The 15,780-nt window shown below is 70.8% G+C and carries 19 protein-coding genes and 1 pseudogene; 12 read left to right on the top strand and 8 right to left on the bottom strand.

Annotated features, from left to right (window positions below; translation table 11 throughout):
• Positions 1 to 2: 2 nt before the first annotated feature.
• The 4 genes and pseudogenes from AB5J53_RS36500 to AB5J53_RS36485 form a co-directional block, all read right to left on the bottom strand.
• Positions 3 to 575, bottom strand: a complete 573-nt coding sequence (locus AB5J53_RS36500; RefSeq protein WP_369252672.1) for an FAD-dependent oxidoreductase — start codon at positions 573 to 575, stop codon at positions 3 to 5.
• 42 nt (positions 576 to 617) lie between these two features.
• A complete protein-coding gene (locus AB5J53_RS36495) occupies positions 618 to 1,085 on the bottom strand; it encodes a hypothetical protein (protein ID WP_369249863.1) in 468 nt (155 codons plus the stop codon).
• 34 nt (positions 1,086 to 1,119) lie between these two features.
• A pseudogene (locus tag AB5J53_RS36490) lies at positions 1,120 to 1,259 on the bottom strand (xanthine dehydrogenase family protein subunit M); the annotation flags it as partial.
• A gap of 422 nt (positions 1,260 to 1,681) precedes the next feature.
• Positions 1,682 to 2,113 (bottom strand): SRPBCC family protein, encoded by a 432-nt coding sequence (locus tag AB5J53_RS36485; RefSeq protein WP_369249862.1) that lies wholly within the window; start codon positions 2,111 to 2,113, stop codon positions 1,682 to 1,684.
• 267 nt (positions 2,114 to 2,380) lie between these two features.
• Here AB5J53_RS36485 and AB5J53_RS36480 point away from each other — a divergent pair, with 267 nt between their 5' ends.
• Positions 2,381 to 4,510 (top strand): SpoIIE family protein phosphatase, encoded by a 2,130-nt coding sequence (locus tag AB5J53_RS36480; RefSeq protein ID WP_369249861.1) that lies wholly within the window; start codon positions 2,381 to 2,383, stop codon positions 4,508 to 4,510.
• Positions 4,511 to 4,525: 15 nt separating this feature from the next.
• On the opposite strand, the gene AB5J53_RS36475 is transcribed toward AB5J53_RS36480, so the two are convergent.
• Positions 4,526 to 4,927: a DUF2867 domain-containing protein gene (locus AB5J53_RS36475; RefSeq protein WP_369249860.1), complete on the bottom strand. Its 402-nt coding sequence runs from the start codon at positions 4,925 to 4,927 to the stop codon at positions 4,526 to 4,528.
• Positions 4,928 to 4,971: 44 nt separating this feature from the next.
• Here AB5J53_RS36475 and AB5J53_RS36470 point away from each other — a divergent pair, with 44 nt between their 5' ends.
• The 3 genes from AB5J53_RS36470 to AB5J53_RS36460 all read left to right on the top strand — a co-directional run bounded on the left by AB5J53_RS36470 (position 4,972) and on the right by AB5J53_RS36460 (position 6,839).
• The gene (locus AB5J53_RS36470; protein ID WP_369249859.1) at positions 4,972 to 5,559 is read left to right on the top strand and encodes a TetR/AcrR family transcriptional regulator; all 588 of its coding nucleotides are present in this window, start codon (positions 4,972 to 4,974) and stop codon (positions 5,557 to 5,559) included.
• A gap of 202 nt (positions 5,560 to 5,761) precedes the next feature.
• Positions 5,762 to 6,619: a polysaccharide deacetylase family protein gene (locus tag AB5J53_RS36465; protein WP_369249858.1), complete on the top strand. Its 858-nt coding sequence runs from the start codon at positions 5,762 to 5,764 to the stop codon at positions 6,617 to 6,619.
• A gap of 31 nt (positions 6,620 to 6,650) precedes the next feature.
• Positions 6,651 to 6,839, top strand: coding sequence for a hypothetical protein (locus tag AB5J53_RS36460; protein ID WP_369249857.1), 189 nt, complete (start codon positions 6,651 to 6,653; stop codon positions 6,837 to 6,839).
• Positions 6,840 to 6,935: 96 nt separating this feature from the next.
• Here AB5J53_RS36460 and AB5J53_RS36455 read toward each other — a convergent pair whose 3' ends face one another.
• Both AB5J53_RS36455 and AB5J53_RS36450 read right to left on the bottom strand, forming a co-directional pair.
• Entirely contained in the window at positions 6,936 to 7,583 is a 648-nt protein-coding gene (locus tag AB5J53_RS36455) for an ABC transporter (protein ID WP_369249856.1), read from the bottom strand.
• On the bottom strand, positions 7,580 to 8,482 hold the full coding sequence (locus AB5J53_RS36450; RefSeq protein ID WP_369249855.1) for an ATP-binding cassette domain-containing protein: 903 nt from the start codon (positions 8,480 to 8,482) through the stop codon (positions 7,580 to 7,582). The genes AB5J53_RS36455 and AB5J53_RS36450 overlap by 4 nt, the downstream gene beginning before the upstream one ends.
• A gap of 71 nt (positions 8,483 to 8,553) precedes the next feature.
• Between AB5J53_RS36450 and AB5J53_RS36445 the strand changes: the two genes are divergently transcribed.
• The gene (locus tag AB5J53_RS36445; protein ID WP_369249854.1) at positions 8,554 to 9,273 is read left to right on the top strand and encodes a peptidyl-tRNA hydrolase; all 720 of its coding nucleotides are present in this window, start codon (positions 8,554 to 8,556) and stop codon (positions 9,271 to 9,273) included.
• A gap of 24 nt (positions 9,274 to 9,297) precedes the next feature.
• Here the strand turns inward: AB5J53_RS36445 and AB5J53_RS36440 are convergent, their stop codons facing one another.
• Entirely contained in the window at positions 9,298 to 9,876 is a 579-nt protein-coding gene (locus tag AB5J53_RS36440) for a TetR/AcrR family transcriptional regulator (RefSeq protein WP_369249853.1), read from the bottom strand.
• 84 nt (positions 9,877 to 9,960) lie between these two features.
• Here AB5J53_RS36440 and AB5J53_RS36435 point away from each other — a divergent pair, with 84 nt between their 5' ends.
• From AB5J53_RS36435 to AB5J53_RS36405, 7 genes are all read left to right on the top strand, one after another.
• Positions 9,961 to 10,332 carry a DUF4267 domain-containing protein gene (locus AB5J53_RS36435; RefSeq protein WP_369249852.1) on the top strand — a complete coding sequence of 124 codons (372 nt, stop codon included), beginning with the start codon at positions 9,961 to 9,963 and terminating at the stop codon, positions 10,330 to 10,332.
• A 42-nt stretch (positions 10,333 to 10,374) separates the two neighbouring features.
• Positions 10,375 to 10,866, top strand: coding sequence for a cupin domain-containing protein (locus AB5J53_RS36430; protein ID WP_369249851.1), 492 nt, complete (start codon positions 10,375 to 10,377; stop codon positions 10,864 to 10,866).
• A gap of 104 nt (positions 10,867 to 10,970) precedes the next feature.
• Complete coding sequence (locus AB5J53_RS36425; RefSeq protein ID WP_369249850.1) at positions 10,971 to 11,615, top strand: TetR/AcrR family transcriptional regulator; 645 nt, start codon at positions 10,971 to 10,973, stop codon at positions 11,613 to 11,615.
• Positions 11,616 to 11,708: 93 nt separating this feature from the next.
• The gene (locus tag AB5J53_RS36420; protein ID WP_369249849.1) at positions 11,709 to 12,317 is read left to right on the top strand and encodes a TIGR03086 family metal-binding protein; all 609 of its coding nucleotides are present in this window, start codon (positions 11,709 to 11,711) and stop codon (positions 12,315 to 12,317) included.
• 176 nt (positions 12,318 to 12,493) lie between these two features.
• Positions 12,494 to 13,288, top strand: coding sequence for a DUF4142 domain-containing protein (locus tag AB5J53_RS36415; RefSeq protein ID WP_369249848.1), 795 nt, complete (start codon positions 12,494 to 12,496; stop codon positions 13,286 to 13,288).
• Between the two features lie 152 nt (positions 13,289 to 13,440).
• Complete coding sequence (locus AB5J53_RS36410) at positions 13,441 to 14,760, top strand: DUF692 domain-containing protein (protein ID WP_369249847.1); 1,320 nt, start codon at positions 13,441 to 13,443, stop codon at positions 14,758 to 14,760.
• A gap of 249 nt (positions 14,761 to 15,009) precedes the next feature.
• Positions 15,010 to 15,777, top strand: coding sequence for a DUF4142 domain-containing protein (locus AB5J53_RS36405; protein ID WP_369249846.1), 768 nt, complete (start codon positions 15,010 to 15,012; stop codon positions 15,775 to 15,777).
• Positions 15,778 to 15,780: the final 3 nt, after the last annotated feature.

Here is a 15,780-nt window from a genome sequence, read left to right as displayed (position 1 = left end):
ATTCAGACAGGGAATGTCGGTCGGTTCGGTGAACCGGCGCAGCAGAGCTGCCAGTCGCGGGGGTCCTGATCGGTGATCGTCTGCACCCTGGAGGTGCCGTCCACATGGATCGCACCTGGGATCACGTCGTGGAACTCCGGTCGCACCGTGAGGAGCAGTTCGATGGGGTACGTGGTCACGGGGAGGTCGACGTCGGCCAGGGAGGCGACCGTTCTCGACCAGGGGCCGGCCGCGCAGACGATGGTGTCGGCGAGGATGCTGCCCGTGGGGGTGTGGAGCTGCCCGTCGGGGTCGATGCCGGTGACGAGTGTTTCCGTGCGCACAATGGCGCCGGCATCCTGGGCGGCTGCGGCGTAGCCGCGCACGATTGCGGCGGGGTCGCAGGCGTAGGCCTCGCGCGCCCAGGCTGCGGCCAGGATGGCGCGCTCGCTGAGCAGCGGGTTGAGCCGCACCGCTTCGGACGCGGTCACGAGTTCGACGTCCACTCCGGCGGCCTGCTGGGCGGCTTGGATGCGTCGGAAGTCCTCCATCTGGTGGTCTTCGGTGAACACCACCAGGAAGCCAACACGCTTCAGCCCGAGGGGGGAGCAGGTGGTTCGCGTCGGGGTCGGCGGCGGTCAGTTGGGGGATGCGGTGGCCGCCTCCCATGCCCGCCTTGCGGACCTCCACCAGGACTGGCTTCTTCGTCGAATAGACCGATCCCAGACCGCGCGCCCGGCCTCGATCAGAGTCGGCATGTCCTCCGGCCGGACCTGGCCCACAGGGGATGCCGGCATCGGTTCGGTCAACGTGCCGTACTTGATGCCCAGATGCTGAAGAGCGGAACAGAACACCGTCCCGTCGGGCGCGTCGCGTCGATCGGCAACCCGGTGAGACGCGTGCAGATGCAGCAGCGAGTGGATCGGTGCCACGTGGTACAGATGGCGTCCCGCCACCAGCGCGTGTCCCTGCAGACTCCGGTAGGGCAACGCGTCCCACAGCGCATCGGCCAACTCAGTGTCGCGATCGTCGAGTTCTGCGGTAACGGTGACACCCGGATCAGGCCAGGCGATCTCAACATGCCGACCAAATACCGTCTCGGTCAAGGCTCTCCCCCTCGTTCGGCAAAATGTCAGGATGATCGAGCAGAGTGGTCGACCGACGGTGGTCCATGTCGATCTCGACCATCACGCCGGTACCGCACGCGATCGGCGTCGCGTCCGGGTGCTGGGCCTTTACAGCCGGCGCTTCCCCCATGTGGCAAGTCTGAGGAAGCCCACGGCACTCATCCCTGGCTTCGCCGCAACTCGCCTTGCTCCGTTGCGACTTGTGTGAGGAGTACACAGCCAACCGAGTGGATTCAGCCAGGAGTGGAAGACATGAAAGCGTCCGCAGGCCGAGAGCGGCTCTTCGTAGGTTTCTACAAGAGCCGGTCCGGCCCGCGGCGTTAGGAAACTCCTAGCAGGACTCCGTTGGGACTGTCTGGATCTTGGTGCTCTCGTGGGTAGGGGTCGGTGCCAGGTGGTGCAGATGCCGGTCCAGCACCTCAGACAGTGGTAGAGCCGGCGCGGGTGCCGGTGTCGTCGACGACCGTCGCGATCCCGCCCGGCCGTGAAGGCCGACTTCTTCGTGGAGCAGGGCCGGAGGCGCCTGATGGATGGCTCGTGACTGGGCCCTCCGTCGCAGCGGAGGGCCCGGGCGCTCACCGCCCTCGTTCCACGTACTCCTTGAAATGTTCCAGATCGCTGCGGACGAGCCGTTCGACCGCGTTCGCCTGGGCGAATCCCTTCGGCCCGCCGAAGGTCTCCCTGATGGTGTCGGGGTCGTACTCGAGCCGCGCCTGGACCCGGGTGTGGTTCTTGTCGATCGGCTGCAGGGAGAAGGATCCCGTCAGCTCCGCGGCGCCTGTGGTGCGCCACTCCATCGCGCGTTCTCCACTGCGGTCGGAGACCTGGGCCTCGAATTCCCGAGCCCGGCCGCCGGCCTCGACGTCCAGATGCGCTCGGCCACCCGCCTCCGTACGGGCGTCGCGCACTCCATCCACGAAGCGCGGATAGTTCTCCACCCGGTGAAGGCTGTCCCAGGCCTTGTCGATCGGAACTCCGACGTCCACGTGTTCTTCGAGAATGCTCATGGCGCACCTCCACGTTCGGCTGATGCTTGGGCTTCTGCTTCCAGTGTGCGCCCGGCACCCGCCGGCGACCGAAACGTGAGACGGGGCCGACCACCATGTGACCCGCCGACGCGGTCGCCGACAACGTGCCACAGGGCACAGGGGTGCGTTGTCCGGTGGTCCGGGGGGACCATGGAGACCGAAGCACCTGCAGACACAGACAGGTCCCTCTCCAGCCAGGCCGACGGATGGCCCCCATGGCGCCGTTCGACGGAAGGAGTGCCTGCCATGAGTGAAGCCGAACGGCCTCCCGCGGACCTCGACCGGGGGGACGCCCGTCGGCCGGAGAGTGAGCCGTCGCAGCCGAGCGGGCTGATGGATCTCCTCGGTGTTGCGGCGGTGCTGCTGGACGCCGAGGGAAGGGTGGTGCTGTGGAGTCCGCAGGCTGAGGAGCTCTACGGCTACACCGCGGAGGAGGCGCTCGGCGAGTACTCGGCAAATCTGCTCGTACACGAAGAGCACTGGGACTGGGTGATCAAGAAGTTCGTCGAGGTCATGGAGACCGGCCAGAGCTGGGGTGGCACGTTCCCCATCAAGTGCAAGGGCGGCGGCACCAGGCTGGTGGAGCTGCGCAACATGCGGCTACTGGACGACCGAGGCGACTTCTACGCGCTCGGGCTGGGCACCGACTCCCCCAGGCTGCGCGAAGTGGAGCGGGACGTCGCGCTGTCCACCCGATTGATCTCCCAGTCCCCCATCGGGATCGCGATTCTCGACACCGACCTGCGGTACGTGGCCGTCAACCCCGCCCTGGAGCGGATTCACGGCCTTCCCGCGAAGGACCACCTCGGCCGCTACTACCGCGAGATCATGCGCGACACGAAGTTCGAGGTGCCCGAGGCCGCGATGCGGCAGGTCCTGCGGACCGGGGTCCCCCTGGTCGACCAGTCCACCATCGTCGGCCGCACCCCGGCCGACCCGGGACACCAACACGCCTGGTCGATCTCGCTGTACCGGCTGGAGGACACCCAGGGCCGTGTCCTGGGGGTGGCCGACCTGGTGGTGGACGTCACCGAGCGATACGAGTCGGCCCTGGAGGCCACCGAGACTCGGCGGCGCCTCGCCGTGATCGCCGACGGCTCCGCCCGCATCGGCGCCACCCTGGACGTCGAGCAGACAGCCCGGGAGCTGGCCGACGTCACCGTTCCCGCCCTCGCCGACCTGGTCGCCGTCGACCTGCTCGACTCCGTCCTCGACGAGCACCGCCCCGCCTCCAGCAGCGGCCCCGCGGTCTTCCGCGCCCTCGCGGTCAAGGCCGCCTACCCCACCGAAGCCGTGCGGGCCGCCGATCCGCCCGGCCGGATCGCCGCGTACGACGCCGACCGCCTGGCCACCCAATGCGTGCGCACCGGCCGGCCCATCCTGATCTCGCACGCCGACGGAAACGACCTGACCCGCATCGCCCGCGACAACCACGCCGCCACCCTGCTGGCCCGCTCAGGAGTGCACTCCTACCTGGCCGTCCCACTCAGCGCCCGCGGCACCATCCTCGGCTTCCTGGGCCTCACCCGCGCTCGCGACCCGCGGCCCTTCGACGAGGACGACCTCGCCATCGCGACCGAGCTCGCCTCCCGCGCCGCGGTGTGCATCGACAACGCCAGGACGCACCAGAGCGTGCGCAACGCCGCCGAGACCCTGCAGCGCAGCCTGCTCCCCGACCACCCGCCCGACCTCCCCGGCCTACAGGTCGCCTCCCGCTACCTGCCCGCACAGGCCGCCTACGAGGTCGGCGGCGACTGGTACGACGTCCTCCCGCTCGTCGACGACAAGACGGCGCTCGTCGTGGGCGACGTCATGGGCAGCGGTATCGAGGCAGCCGCCGCCATGGGCCGCCTGCGCACGGCCACCGCCGCCTTCGCCGACCTCGACCTCGACCCCGCCCGAGTCCTCCAGCACCTCGACAAGATCACATCAAGGCTGGAGCAGTACATCGCCACCTGCGCCTATGCCGTCTACGATCCCCACCGCGCCGAGTGCCACATCGCCAATGCCGGCCATCTGCCCCCCGCCCTCGTCCGCAGCGGCCGGCACCCCCGACTGCTCGACCTGCCCACGGGCACCCCGCTCGGGGTCGGCGGCGTCCCCTTCGAAACCACGTCCCTCAGCCTCGCCCCCGGCGACCAGCTGGTCCTGTACACCGACGGACTGGTCGAAACCCGCCACCACTCCATCGACGAACGCCTCGACACCCTCCTCCGCCTCCTCGACGCCCCGGACTCCCCCCTGGAGGACATCTGCGACCGGCTCCTCCACGAGCTCCGGCACACCGACAACCACGACGACGTCGCCCTGCTGATCGCCCGCGCACGCCCCTTCACGCGAGATCCCGCAGGGGCTCACCGCCAGGGACTGCCATAGGAATCGGCTGGATGCCTACGCGGCGTTCCGTGCGGCGAGCGCGAGCTTGCGGTGGGTACGGACCATCATGGCGCGGGCCATGAAGGGGTGAACCCTTTTCACGACGCCCCAATAGAGCCTGGAGCGCCACGCGTTCGTCTTCACCGAGCTGCAGAGGGTGACGTACTTCTCGTCGACGACGATCGAGGCCCAGGCGTCGAGGCCGGCCGTGCTCACGTCCATGAGCGCCTCGCCGTCCCGCTGCGCCGCGATCGGAAAGGCGTCACGCAGGATGCCCGTCCAGGCCGCCGGATCGCGCGGCATCCCGGGCCGCAACTCCATGGCGTACGCGTCCTGATAGTCGGGCCGGTCCACGGCTGTCCTGATCAGCCGAGCGCCTTCGGGAATCCTCACCGCTACGGGTTTGTCCTTGAGCATCGCGTACCTCCATACGCTGGCGTATGGAAACCATACGGTAGCGTATGGACATGGTGCAACGGCAGATCAAGAAGGCGAGGCTCAGCGCCCGCGACTGGGCGGACGCCGCGCTCGCCGCCATCGGTGAAGGCGGCGGCCTCGCGGCGGTGGCGGTCGAGCCGCTCGCCGCCCGCCTCGGTGCCACGAAGGGCAGCTTCTACTGGCACTTCGACAATCGCGAGGCACTGATCGAGGCGGCGCTCGCCCGCTGGGTCGAGGCGGACACCGAGGAGATCATCGCGGCGGTGGAGACCGAGCCGGACCCGGAGAAACGTCTACGCAGGCTGTTCACCGAGGTCACCAAGCCGGCCAGCGCGGATCCACTCGAGGTCTCGCTGCTCGCCAGCACCGACCACCCTCAAGTCGCCGCCGCGCTGCGACAGGTCACCGAGCGCCGGATCGGCTACCTGGCCGGGCTCTTCACCGAGCTCGGCTTCGCCGAGGACGAGGCGCGGCGGCGCGGGCTGATGGCGTACAGCTTCTATCTGGGGCACACCCAGCTCGGCCATGCCGTGCCGTCCGCGCTGCCCTCGCGCGAGGACTTCCCCGCATATCTGGAGGCGACGATGGACGCGCTCCTCCGGCGCACATAGCAGGTCGTGCCGCGCCGGTTTCCGGTGCGAGCAGGCCCAGTTCGACGGCGCGCACTCCGGCCTGGAGGGGGCCGGCCGTCGGCGCCCTCCTGCGGACCGGGCCGCGGGGCCGCGGCTCTATGCGGGTGACTTAGGGCCCGGATCCGCGCGGCACGTGCACAGAAGGTCCAAATAGTCACATTTATGCCGATATCTTCATGCGGTGATCATTCCAGTACGACGATTCGCCGCGACCTGCGCCCTCGGCGCTCTGGGGGCCGCGCTCGCCGCCTGTGGTGCCCCCGGCACCCCGCACGCCGCCCTTCCAGGGCACCCCGCGTCCGCCAGTGCCGCGCCGTCGCGGCCTCCGACGCTCGCCCCCGGTCCCGCCGGACTGACCCCCGTCTTCATGAACGGTCCGCGGACGCCCGACAAGACCGTCGCGCTGACCTTCGACGCGGACATGACCGCGGATCAGGGGCCGCGGGCGGCGAACGGGGAGCACTTCGACAATCCCCGACTGATCGCGACGCTACGCGGGTTCAAGGTGCCGGCGACCGTGTTCATGACGGGACGGTGGGCCGACGAGTACCCGGAGGAGGCCAAGGACATCGGGCAGGACCCGCTGTTCGAGATCGCCAACCACTCGTACAGCCACTACGCCTTCACGGACAACTGCTACGGGCTGCCGACCGTGCCCGAGGACCGGATGCGGGCGGACGTGGAGCGCGCGTACACCGCCTTCAAGAAGGCGGGCGTGCGGAACGCCATGCCGTACTTCCGTTTCCCCGGTGGGTGCTACGACCAGCAGGCCCTGCGGACGCTGAGCGCCGTCGGTGTGACCGCCGTGCAGTGGGACGTGGTGAGCGGCGACGCGTTCGCGACGGATGCGGATGCCGTGGCGCGGCAGGTCCTCGAGGGCGTGAAGCCGGGGTCCGTCGTCGTGATGCACTGCACGCGGAGTGCGGCGCCCGCGACCGAGGAGGCCCTGCGGACGATCGTTCCCGAGCTGCGCAAGAAGGGGTACCGGTTCGTGAAGGTGTCCCAGCTGATCGGGACGGCGGCGCGCCTCCACCACTGAGCGGCTCGGCCGGCCGTCCTACCCTGGAGCCATGAGCGACTACTGCGCCACCGGCACCGGGGCGGACCCGGCCCCTGCGGCCACCACGGCGGGCGGCCCCCCGTTCGCCGAGTGCGTGCTGTGCCGGAACCCGACGGAGTACCCGGAGTCGTACAAGGGAATCACGCTGTGCCCCGTCTGCGAGTGGCAGGAGGCACAGCGCACCGCTTGCTCGGGCTGACCGGCTGGCAGCACATCGCCTGTTCGGGCTGACCGGCCGGCAGTACATCGCCTGTTCGGAGCGACCGGCGGGAAGCCCGGCCCAGCGCACCGCCGCTCAGGCCGGCCTGCGCGAGGTGAGCGCGCAGGCCGCGGCGATCGCGGCCGCCGTGAGCAGTGCGGCGGCCGCCAGCGGCAGCAGCGGCGCGGGGACCGTGCCCGCCTGCGAGCCGGTGATCAGGTCGGTGAGTACGGCGTGGGCCGGTGAGCCCGTGACCACCAGCGCGAGCAGGGTCGCGAGCAGCATCGCGGGAACCGCGCGGCCCGGTGAACGCAGCAGCGGCCAGGTCGTGAGCGCGCAGACGAGCGCCGCGAGGAACCCGGCGCCGCCCGCCGCGAGCACCGGCACCCGCTTCTGGTGGTCCGTACTCGCCGGATCGCTGATCACCGTGACGACCAGCGTCGCCGCCGCCCCGAGGAGCACAGCCGCCCCCAGCGCGACGGCCAGACAGGCCAGGTGCGCCCGCCCGGGCCCGACTGCCGCTCCCACACAACTGCGCGCCGCGGGCGGCTCGTTGGTCGCGCAGATCCGTACCAGCCACGCGGCGACGGGCAGCACGGCCGCGGCCGAGTAGCCGAGCGAGTCGAGCACCGGCTCACCGCTCTGCACACCGATCGCGAGGAACGCCGCGTACAGGATGAACGGCGGCAACCAGCGCTGGGAGCGCAACAGGAGGGCGGTCTGGTAGCGGAGCAGGGCGGTCATCGGTGGCTTTCGGTTTCGAGCGGGCGTACGGCGCTCTCTGACGGGTCCTTCGGGTGTCCTCTGCCCACGCTCACCACGTGCCACGGCGGCCGTGCGCCCAGCAGAGACCTGAGCAGCACGTCCGAGTGCGACTCGGGCACGGTGAAGCGTGTCGTCCCCGGTGCGGTCCGCCGCACGGACGTCGACAGCCCGGCCGCTTCGGCGGACGGCTCCGCGTCCGGCGGTCCCTCGGCCTCGACGACGACGTGCGGTCCGGTCAGCACCGAAGTGACGCTGTCCGTACGGCGGTTGAGGGACCCTTCGATCACCGTGTACGTCGCGTCGGGTGCCCCCGCCAGGCGCCTCGGGTCGTGGTCGACGAAGACCACCGTGGCGCCGGTGGCGGTGCGCTCGGCGACGGCGCGTTCCAGTTCGGCGCGGGCGGCGGTGTCGAGGCCGGTCCAGGCCTCGTCGAGGACGAGCAGCTCCGGCTCGGCGAGAAGGGCCTGGGCGACGGCGACCTTCTGGCTGCTGCCCTTGGACAGCTCCGACATGGGCGTACGGGCGTACCCGGCGGCGCCGAGCCGCTCCAGCCACTCGTCGGCGGCGCGGGCGGCGGCGGTACGGGTCAGGCCGTGGACGGCACCGAGGTGGGTGAGGTACCCGGACGCGGTGAAGGGGAGGGCGGCTGGGAAGCGCTCGGGGACATACGCCGTGCGTGGGCGCCCGGTGATCCGGCCCTCGGTGGACGCGTCGATCCCCGCGAGGAGTCTCAACAGGGTTGATTTCCCGGTGCCGTTGGCGCCGTCGACGCGGATCAGCGTGCCGGGGGTCACGACAAGGTCCACCCCGCGCAGCACCCAGGGTCCGTGGATGCCGTAACGACGGCCGACCCCCTCCAGCCGGAGCTCACGTTTCATGGCGCCCCTCCTCGCTCGTCCTCGCGGCCACCCGGGGAAGGACCGATCTTCCGCCTGGCAGACTGGAGGACGTGACCAGTGATCCTTCCGTTCCCGGCGACAGCCCCTTCCGTTCCGAGCGCACCGCGCGCGACGAGGCGCCGCAGTTCGTGCTGCCCCTGGTCGTGCGCATCGAGAAGGCCGCTCCCCCGGCGCGTACCGACGCGCTGGAGACCGCGGCCCGCGCCGTGCTGACCATCCTCGGCGACGAGCGGTCACTCGGGGACGGGGAATGGGCGGGGGCGATGCGGGACTGGCAGGACGCGCGGATCCGCAAGGTCGTCCGGCGGGCGCGCGGCGCCGAGTGGCGGCGGGCCGAGGCGCTGCCCGGCATCACGGTGACGGGGAAGTCCGCCGAGGTGCGCGTCTTCCCGCCGGTCCCGCTGGACGGCTGGCCCAAGGACCTGGCCAGGCTCCAGGTCTCCGGCACGGACCTCGACGACCCGGAGCCGCCGGTGGACGCCGACCCGACGGCGCCCGTGCTGTGGCTCAACCCCGACCTCGACATGTCGGCCGGCAAGACGATGGCGCAGGCGGGCCATGGCGCCCAACTGGCCTGGTGGGAGCTGTCCGACGAGGAGCGCGCGGCCTGGCGCGACGCGGGCTACCCGCTCGCCGTGCGCACCGCGGACCCGGGCCGCTGGAGTGAACTCACCACCTCCGGACTCCCGTTGGTCCGCGACGCGGGCTTCACGGAGATCGCGCCGGGGTCGTGCACGGTGGTCGCGGACCATCCGGCGCTGCGCCGCTGACGCTCCACGGCTGACACTCGGCCCCTACGAGGGCGGGGCGAAGCGGCCGATCAGCAGGGACAGCCGGCGATCGTGGCCCTCGCGGGGGAGGCGTCCACTGCGCATCAGCGTGACGAGCCCGTGCGGTCCGCTCCAGAAGGTCTCCGTGAGGATGCCCTGGTCGTCGTCCCCCGCGAGCGGCCGGATGGTCCGGTGCGGTTCGCCGAAGGCGTCCCCCAGGGCGGGCGGCGCCTCGGGCGTCGCGAACGGCAGGTCGGCGGCGTGCGTGAACATCGCGTCGTACAGCGCGGGGCGCCGCTCACCGAACTCCGTGTAGGCCGCGCCGACGGCGACGAGGGTCCCACTCGGATCGGACGCCTCCGTACGGGCCGCGCGCTGTTCCTCCGCCGGCCCGGCGAAGCCCCGCACGGCGACGGCGGCCATGATGGCGCCCTTGCCCTTGAAGTGGCTGTACAGCACGGGCTGGCTGTACTCGATCTCGGCGGCGAGCCGACGCGTGGTCACCGCGTCCCAGCCCTCGGTCTCGGCCAGTTCCCGCGCGGCCGTGACGATCAGCCGCTCGCGCTCCGCTCGTTCAAGCTCTCGGCGCGTCTGGATCGACATACAAATTCTAGCACCGCTAGCATTCATGTCGACGCTATGTTAGCTTCACTCTTGTCCCTAGCGCTGCTAGCAAGGAGATCCGACGTGCTCACTCCCACGGCCTACGGCCTTGCCATCGTGCTCGACCTCCTCGTCCTGTTCATCGGCGCCCGGTTCCTGCTGCAGCCGCAGCCGGCCGCCGCCGCATACGGCGTTCCCGCCAAGCCGCGGGGCGACGTCGCCTATCTGGAGATCAAGGGCCTGCGCGACGCGACCTTCGGCGTCATGGGCCTGGCCCTGCTCGCCTTCGCCAGCGCGACCGCCGAGGCGTGGTTCATGCTGATCGTGGCGCTGGCACCGCTCGGCGACACGCTGATCGTGCTGCGCCACGGCGGCACGAAGGCGACCGCGTTCGGAATTCACTTCGCCACGGCGGTCGTTGTCCTCATCAGCGCAGTACTGCTCTTCGCGGTCTGAAAGCCATCGCCCGAACCAACGCCTGCATCAGGGAGTCATGAGATGTCGTTGATCGTGCCGGACTTCGACAAGTCCGTGGTCGTCCGCTCCGCGGAGGCCGAAGTGATCGGCCGGGCCCCCACCGCCATCCAACTGCTGGCCGACAGCAGCTCGACCGGTGGCGCGCTGTCCACCCTGCGCGCCACCCTCACCGACGGCGCCGACGGCGCCAAGCCGCACCACCACGCCGGCTCCGCCGAGCTGTTCTACATGCTCGACGGCACCGCCCAGCTCCTCTCGGGCGAAGAGATCGTGACCGCAGAGCGCGGCGACCTCGTCGTCGTACCGCCCGGCGTTCCGCACGCCTTCGCCGCCGCACCGGGGCACGACGCCGACATCCTCATCGTCATCACTCCCGGCGTCGAACGCTTCGAGTACTTCCGGCACTTGGAGCGCATCGCCTTCGGCAAGGTGCCGCCGGAGAGCCTGCTGGAGGTCCAGGAGCTGTACGACACGTACTTCCGGCAGAGTCCGGCGTGGGACGGACGGCGCTGAACGGCGGGGCACGCAGGCGCTGAACGGCGTGGCCGGCAGGGCACGCAACGGCTGCCCCGCGCCGGTTAGGCTCTGCGTACGCAGAGGGATCTGGGGAGGTCACGATGGCCGGCACCCGGCTGGACGGCAGGGTCGAACGCGGCAACCGCACACGGCAGTTGGTGCTGCGCCGCACCGTCGACATCGCCTCCGTCGAGGGACTGGAGGCGTTGTCCGTCGGACGCCTGGCCACCGAGCTCCGGCTCAGCAAGAGCGGGGTCTTCGCGCTCTTCGGCTCCAAGCAGGAGCTCCAGCTGGCCACCGTGCGGGAGGCGGCGCGGATCTACGTCGAGCAGGTGATCCGGCCCGCGGCCGAGACCCCGGCCGGGATCGCCCGCGTCCGGCGGCTGTGCGAACTCTGGCTGGACTACTCCCAGGGCAGGGTCTTCCCGGGCGGCTGCTTCTTCTACGAGGTCATCGCCGAGTTCGACGCCAGGCCGGGGCCCGTGCACGACGCGGTGGTACGCGCCCAGCGGGACTGGACGGACCACGTGGAGCGCGCCGTCGCCGAGGCCCGCGACCTCGGCGACCTCCACCCCGACACCGACGCCCCCCAACTCGCCTTCGAGTTCATCGCGTTGATGGAGACGGCCAACGCCGTCTCCGTCCTGCACGACGAGACCGTCGCCTACCGCAGGGCCCGCGTCGCGATCACCTCGCGGCTGAGGGCAGCGGCGACGGATCCGTCCCGGGTTCCTGAAGTGTCCTGACACACACGGCAATTGAGCAGTCCGGTGATGGGCGAAACAAATAGCACGACCGTTCGCTTAGTTTTATGCTCGTCTCCTCACCGAGGAGGCCGGATGACAACGACTGGACCGGACATCGTCGAACTCGACCGGATCGCCGTACTCGAGTCGCTCAGGGTCGTGGAGCCGGCGCGGGAGGCGGACTGGGAGCGGGACACACCCTGCGCCGGGTGGACGCTGCGGCGGCTGGTGGCGCACATGACCGCGCAGCACTACGGCTTCGCGGCGGCCGCGCGCGGGGCAGGGCACGAGGAGGCGTACTGGCGGGAACCGGAGGACATGAGCGATCCGGGGCGGACATATCGGGGAGCGGCGACGACGGTGCTCGCCGCGTTCGCCGAACCGGGGGTCGGGGAGCGCGAGTTCGTACTGCCGGAGCTCGGAGTCGCAGTCCCCGGGCGGCTGGCTGTCGGCTTCCATTTCATCGACTACGTGGTGCACGCGTGGGATGTGGCCGCCACGCTCGGCGCCGGGCTCGACCTGCCCGGCCATGTCCTCGACGCGGGGCTGGCCGTCGCCCGCCGCGTACCGACGGATCCGGCGGGCCGCGGGGCGGGGTTCGCGTTCGCGCCGGCCCTCGACGTACCGGCAGGGTCGGAGCCGCTGGAAGAAGCGCTGCGGCTCCTTGGACGCGACCCGAAGAAGTGGCCGCTGCCGAGCTGACGGCCCCGCGCGCGTAGGCGTCGAGCGGCGGATCGGGGAGCCGGGCGGCGGCCGGTTCCGAAGTCGCGCGACTGATCGCCGACGGGTCTGAACATCACAGCCTTCCCGTACGTACCTGCTGGCACTGGCCAAGTACAGGTTCCCAACGACCAGTTGGTTTCACCCGGGAGGCACATTTGCGGCGTATCAACGGTACGGCCCTCGTCATCGCGGCGCTCGTCGCCACCGTCGGCGCACTCGCGTTCCCGGTGTGGTCGTACGCCGACCGCTCGGGCACGGGCCAGGCGAATCTCGCGGCCGGGACGGTGAACACACGCTGGGGGCCACTGTCCGCCGCCGACCGCGACTTGATCGTACGAGTGCGACTGGCCGGCCTGTGGGAGTTGCCGGCCGGGCAGCAGGCGATCGAGCGGGCCCCCACCAAGGCCATCAAGGAGGCCGGCGATCACCTGATCGTCGGGCACACCGACCTCGACAAGCGGGTGCGGATCGTGGCGGCCCAGCTCAATGTCGAGCTGCCGAACCAGCCGAACGAGCAGCAACAGGGCTGGTTGAAGGAGCTGACCGCTGCGTCGGGCAAGGAGTACGAGTACAAGTTCGCGAACCTGCTGCGGGCCGCGCACGGCAAGATCTTTCCGGCGATCGGCGCGGTCCGCAACAGCACTCGTAACACGCTGGTGCGGCAGCTGGCCTCCGACACCAACCTGACCGTGCTCGACCACATCACGATGCTGGAGAAGACCGGGGAGGTCGACTTCGACGCCATCGCCAATGACACGGCCGGGCTGTCGACCGCCAGCCCGACCGGCCCCCCGCCGCCCACCATCGGCGCGCCGGCCTCGTCCGCCCCGCCCGTCCAGCCGGGCAACGGCGTCGACGTCTCGTCGAGCCCGTCGGCGCTGCCGCAGGGCGGCGCCGACATCAACACCCGCCGACCGGAGCCCACCGATTCGGACAACGTGCTCCAGTAGCCCGCGCGGAACCTCAAATGTTGCTCTGAAGGTCCGCTCGGATGGGTTCGGCCCCGGGTCCCGGGGCCATGACTCCGTCACGCCGGAACACAGGTCCGTCGTAAGGAGACGACACGCAGGGTCTGGTCGAGGTTCGTGACGGAGGAGGGGACATGACGCAGCTGAGGCAGCTGGGGACGGGAATCGGGTGGCGGCCGGAGATCGCCGAGGCCGTGGAGCGAATGCCCGGCATCGACTGGGTCGAGGCCGTGGCCGAGAACGTGTGCCCCGGGCATCTCCCCGAGTCGCTGCTGCGGCTGCGCGAGCGCGGGGTCACGGTCGTGCCGCACGGGGTCTCGCTCGGCCTCGGCGGCGCGGACCGGCCCGACGAGTCCCGGCTCACCGCGCTCGCCGAGCGGGCCGAGGCGCTGGGCTCGCCGCTCGTCACGGAGCACATCGCCTTCGTACGGGCGGGCGGGCCGCTCACCGCGTCGCCGCTCCTGGAGGCCGGACACCTGCTGCCGGTCCCCCGCACCCGGGACGCCCTCGACGTCCTGTGCGAGAACATCCGTATCGCGCAGGACGCGCTCCCCGTCCCGCTCGCGGTGGAGAACATAGCCGCGCTGATCTCCTGGCCCGGCGAGGAGATGACGGAGGGCCAGTTCCTCTACGACCTGGTCGACCGCACCGGCGTACGCCTCCTCATCGACGTCGCCAACCTCCACACGAACCATGTCAACCGCGGCGAGGACCCGGCCAAGGCCCTCGACGAACTCCCCGTCGAAGCCATCGCCTACGTCCACGTCGCCGGAGGCTTCGAACGCGACGGCGTCTGGCACGACAGCCACGCCCACCCCGTGCCCCAGCAGGTCCTGGACATCCTGGCGGACCTCGCCTCCCGCGTGAACCCGCCGGGGGTCCTCCTCGAGCGCGACGAGAACTTTCCGGAGCCGGAGGAGCTCGAAAGGGAACTGGGGGCGATTCGGGGGACGCTGGAGAAGGCCACGAGTGCCGCTGCGGTGAACGCCGTGAAGGCAGCACGTTCCCCTTCCGGCGAAGCCGGAACGCAGGACACCACCCCCGCCCGGCAGCGGCTCGCGCTCGCGCAGGCCGCGCTGCTGTCCGCGCTCGTCGCGGGAACCCCTGTGCCCGAGGGGTTCGACCGGGTACGACTCGGGGTGCAGGGGCGGGCGCTCGCCGACAAGCGGGCGGACGTGGTCGCGAGGGTGGCCGCGGAGCTGCCGGAGATCCTGGCGGAGGGGTACCGGCCGGCGTTTCTCGCGTATGCCCAAGGGCATCCGATGACCGGGGGCTATCGGCGCGACGCCCTCGACTTCGCCGAGCACCTGCTCCTCGCGGGTCGCCCCGAGGACGCGGAGACGCGGCGCCGGCTGCGCGACTGGTGGCTGGAGCGCTCGGGGCCGGCCCCGCTGTCGCAGCGCCCCACGGCCCGGCTGGCCCGCGCCACCCGCCGGGTGCTGCTGCGCCGCTGAGTACGCGCGCGGCGGCCCAGTACCCCCGCAGAGTGTGCCGGGGTTAACACGCTTCCCTGTGCGGTGGATGTGCGCGCCCGGTTTCCGCGGCTTTGCGGTGGTCCGGCCTACGCCCGAACTACCGCATCCGGCGCGTTCCACCCACCGGCCAAACCCTTCTTCCCGTACGGCAGTTGGCGTAGCGCCCGCAGTAATATGCCAACCCGCACCCGAAGCGCACTAGCGTGCGGTGCCGCAACAGGAGGCACCATGCGATCCATCAACCGCACCGGATTGGTCAGTGGCACAGGGCTCGTCATCACGGGCCTCACGGCGACCCTGGTCGCGCTGGTCTTTCCGATCTGGTCGTACGCGGACCGCTCCGGCACCGGCCTTGACACCCTGAACGCACAGACCGTGTCGACCCAGTTCGGTCCGCTGTCGGCCCTTGACCGGGAGTTCATCACCAAGGTCCGGCTGGCCGGACTGTGGGAGCTGCCCGCGGGCCAGCAGGCCCAGGAGCGCGGCACCACCCAGGCCGTACGGACAGCCGGCGAGCACCTCATCGAGGGCCACACGTTCCTGGACGCCCGCGTCCGCAATGTCGCCGCGCGGCTCGGCCTGGAGCTGCCCAACCAGCCCAACCCTCAGCAGCGTCAGTGGCTGGCCACGCTGAACGCCGCGCACGGCACGGACTACGACCGGAAGTTCGCGAACATCCTGCGCAAGGCCCACGGCAAGGTCTTCTCCGTGGTCGCCCAGGTCCGCGCGAACACCCGCAACTCGCTCGTGCGCGATCTCGCCGACGACGCGAACACCACCGTGCTCGATCACATCAAGGTCCTCGAGGCCACCGGATACGTCGACTTCGACGCCCTCGCCCAGGACGCGGCCACCGCGAGCCCGCCGCCGCTCACCAACTCCCCGGCCCCGCCCGGCCCGACGCAGTCCCCGGGCTCGCCGATCCCGGTGACCCCGTCGCCGGGGTACCCCATGCCTCCGGCCGCCTCGCGCGCCAAGCCCTCCTCAACTCCGTAGTTC

Source organism: Streptomyces sp. R41 (assembly GCF_041053055.1).
Lineage (GTDB): Bacteria > Actinomycetota > Actinomycetes > Streptomycetales > Streptomycetaceae > Streptomyces.
Note: the sequence above shows the minus strand (reverse complement) of the source record. Positions and strands in the feature narration are given on the sequence as shown.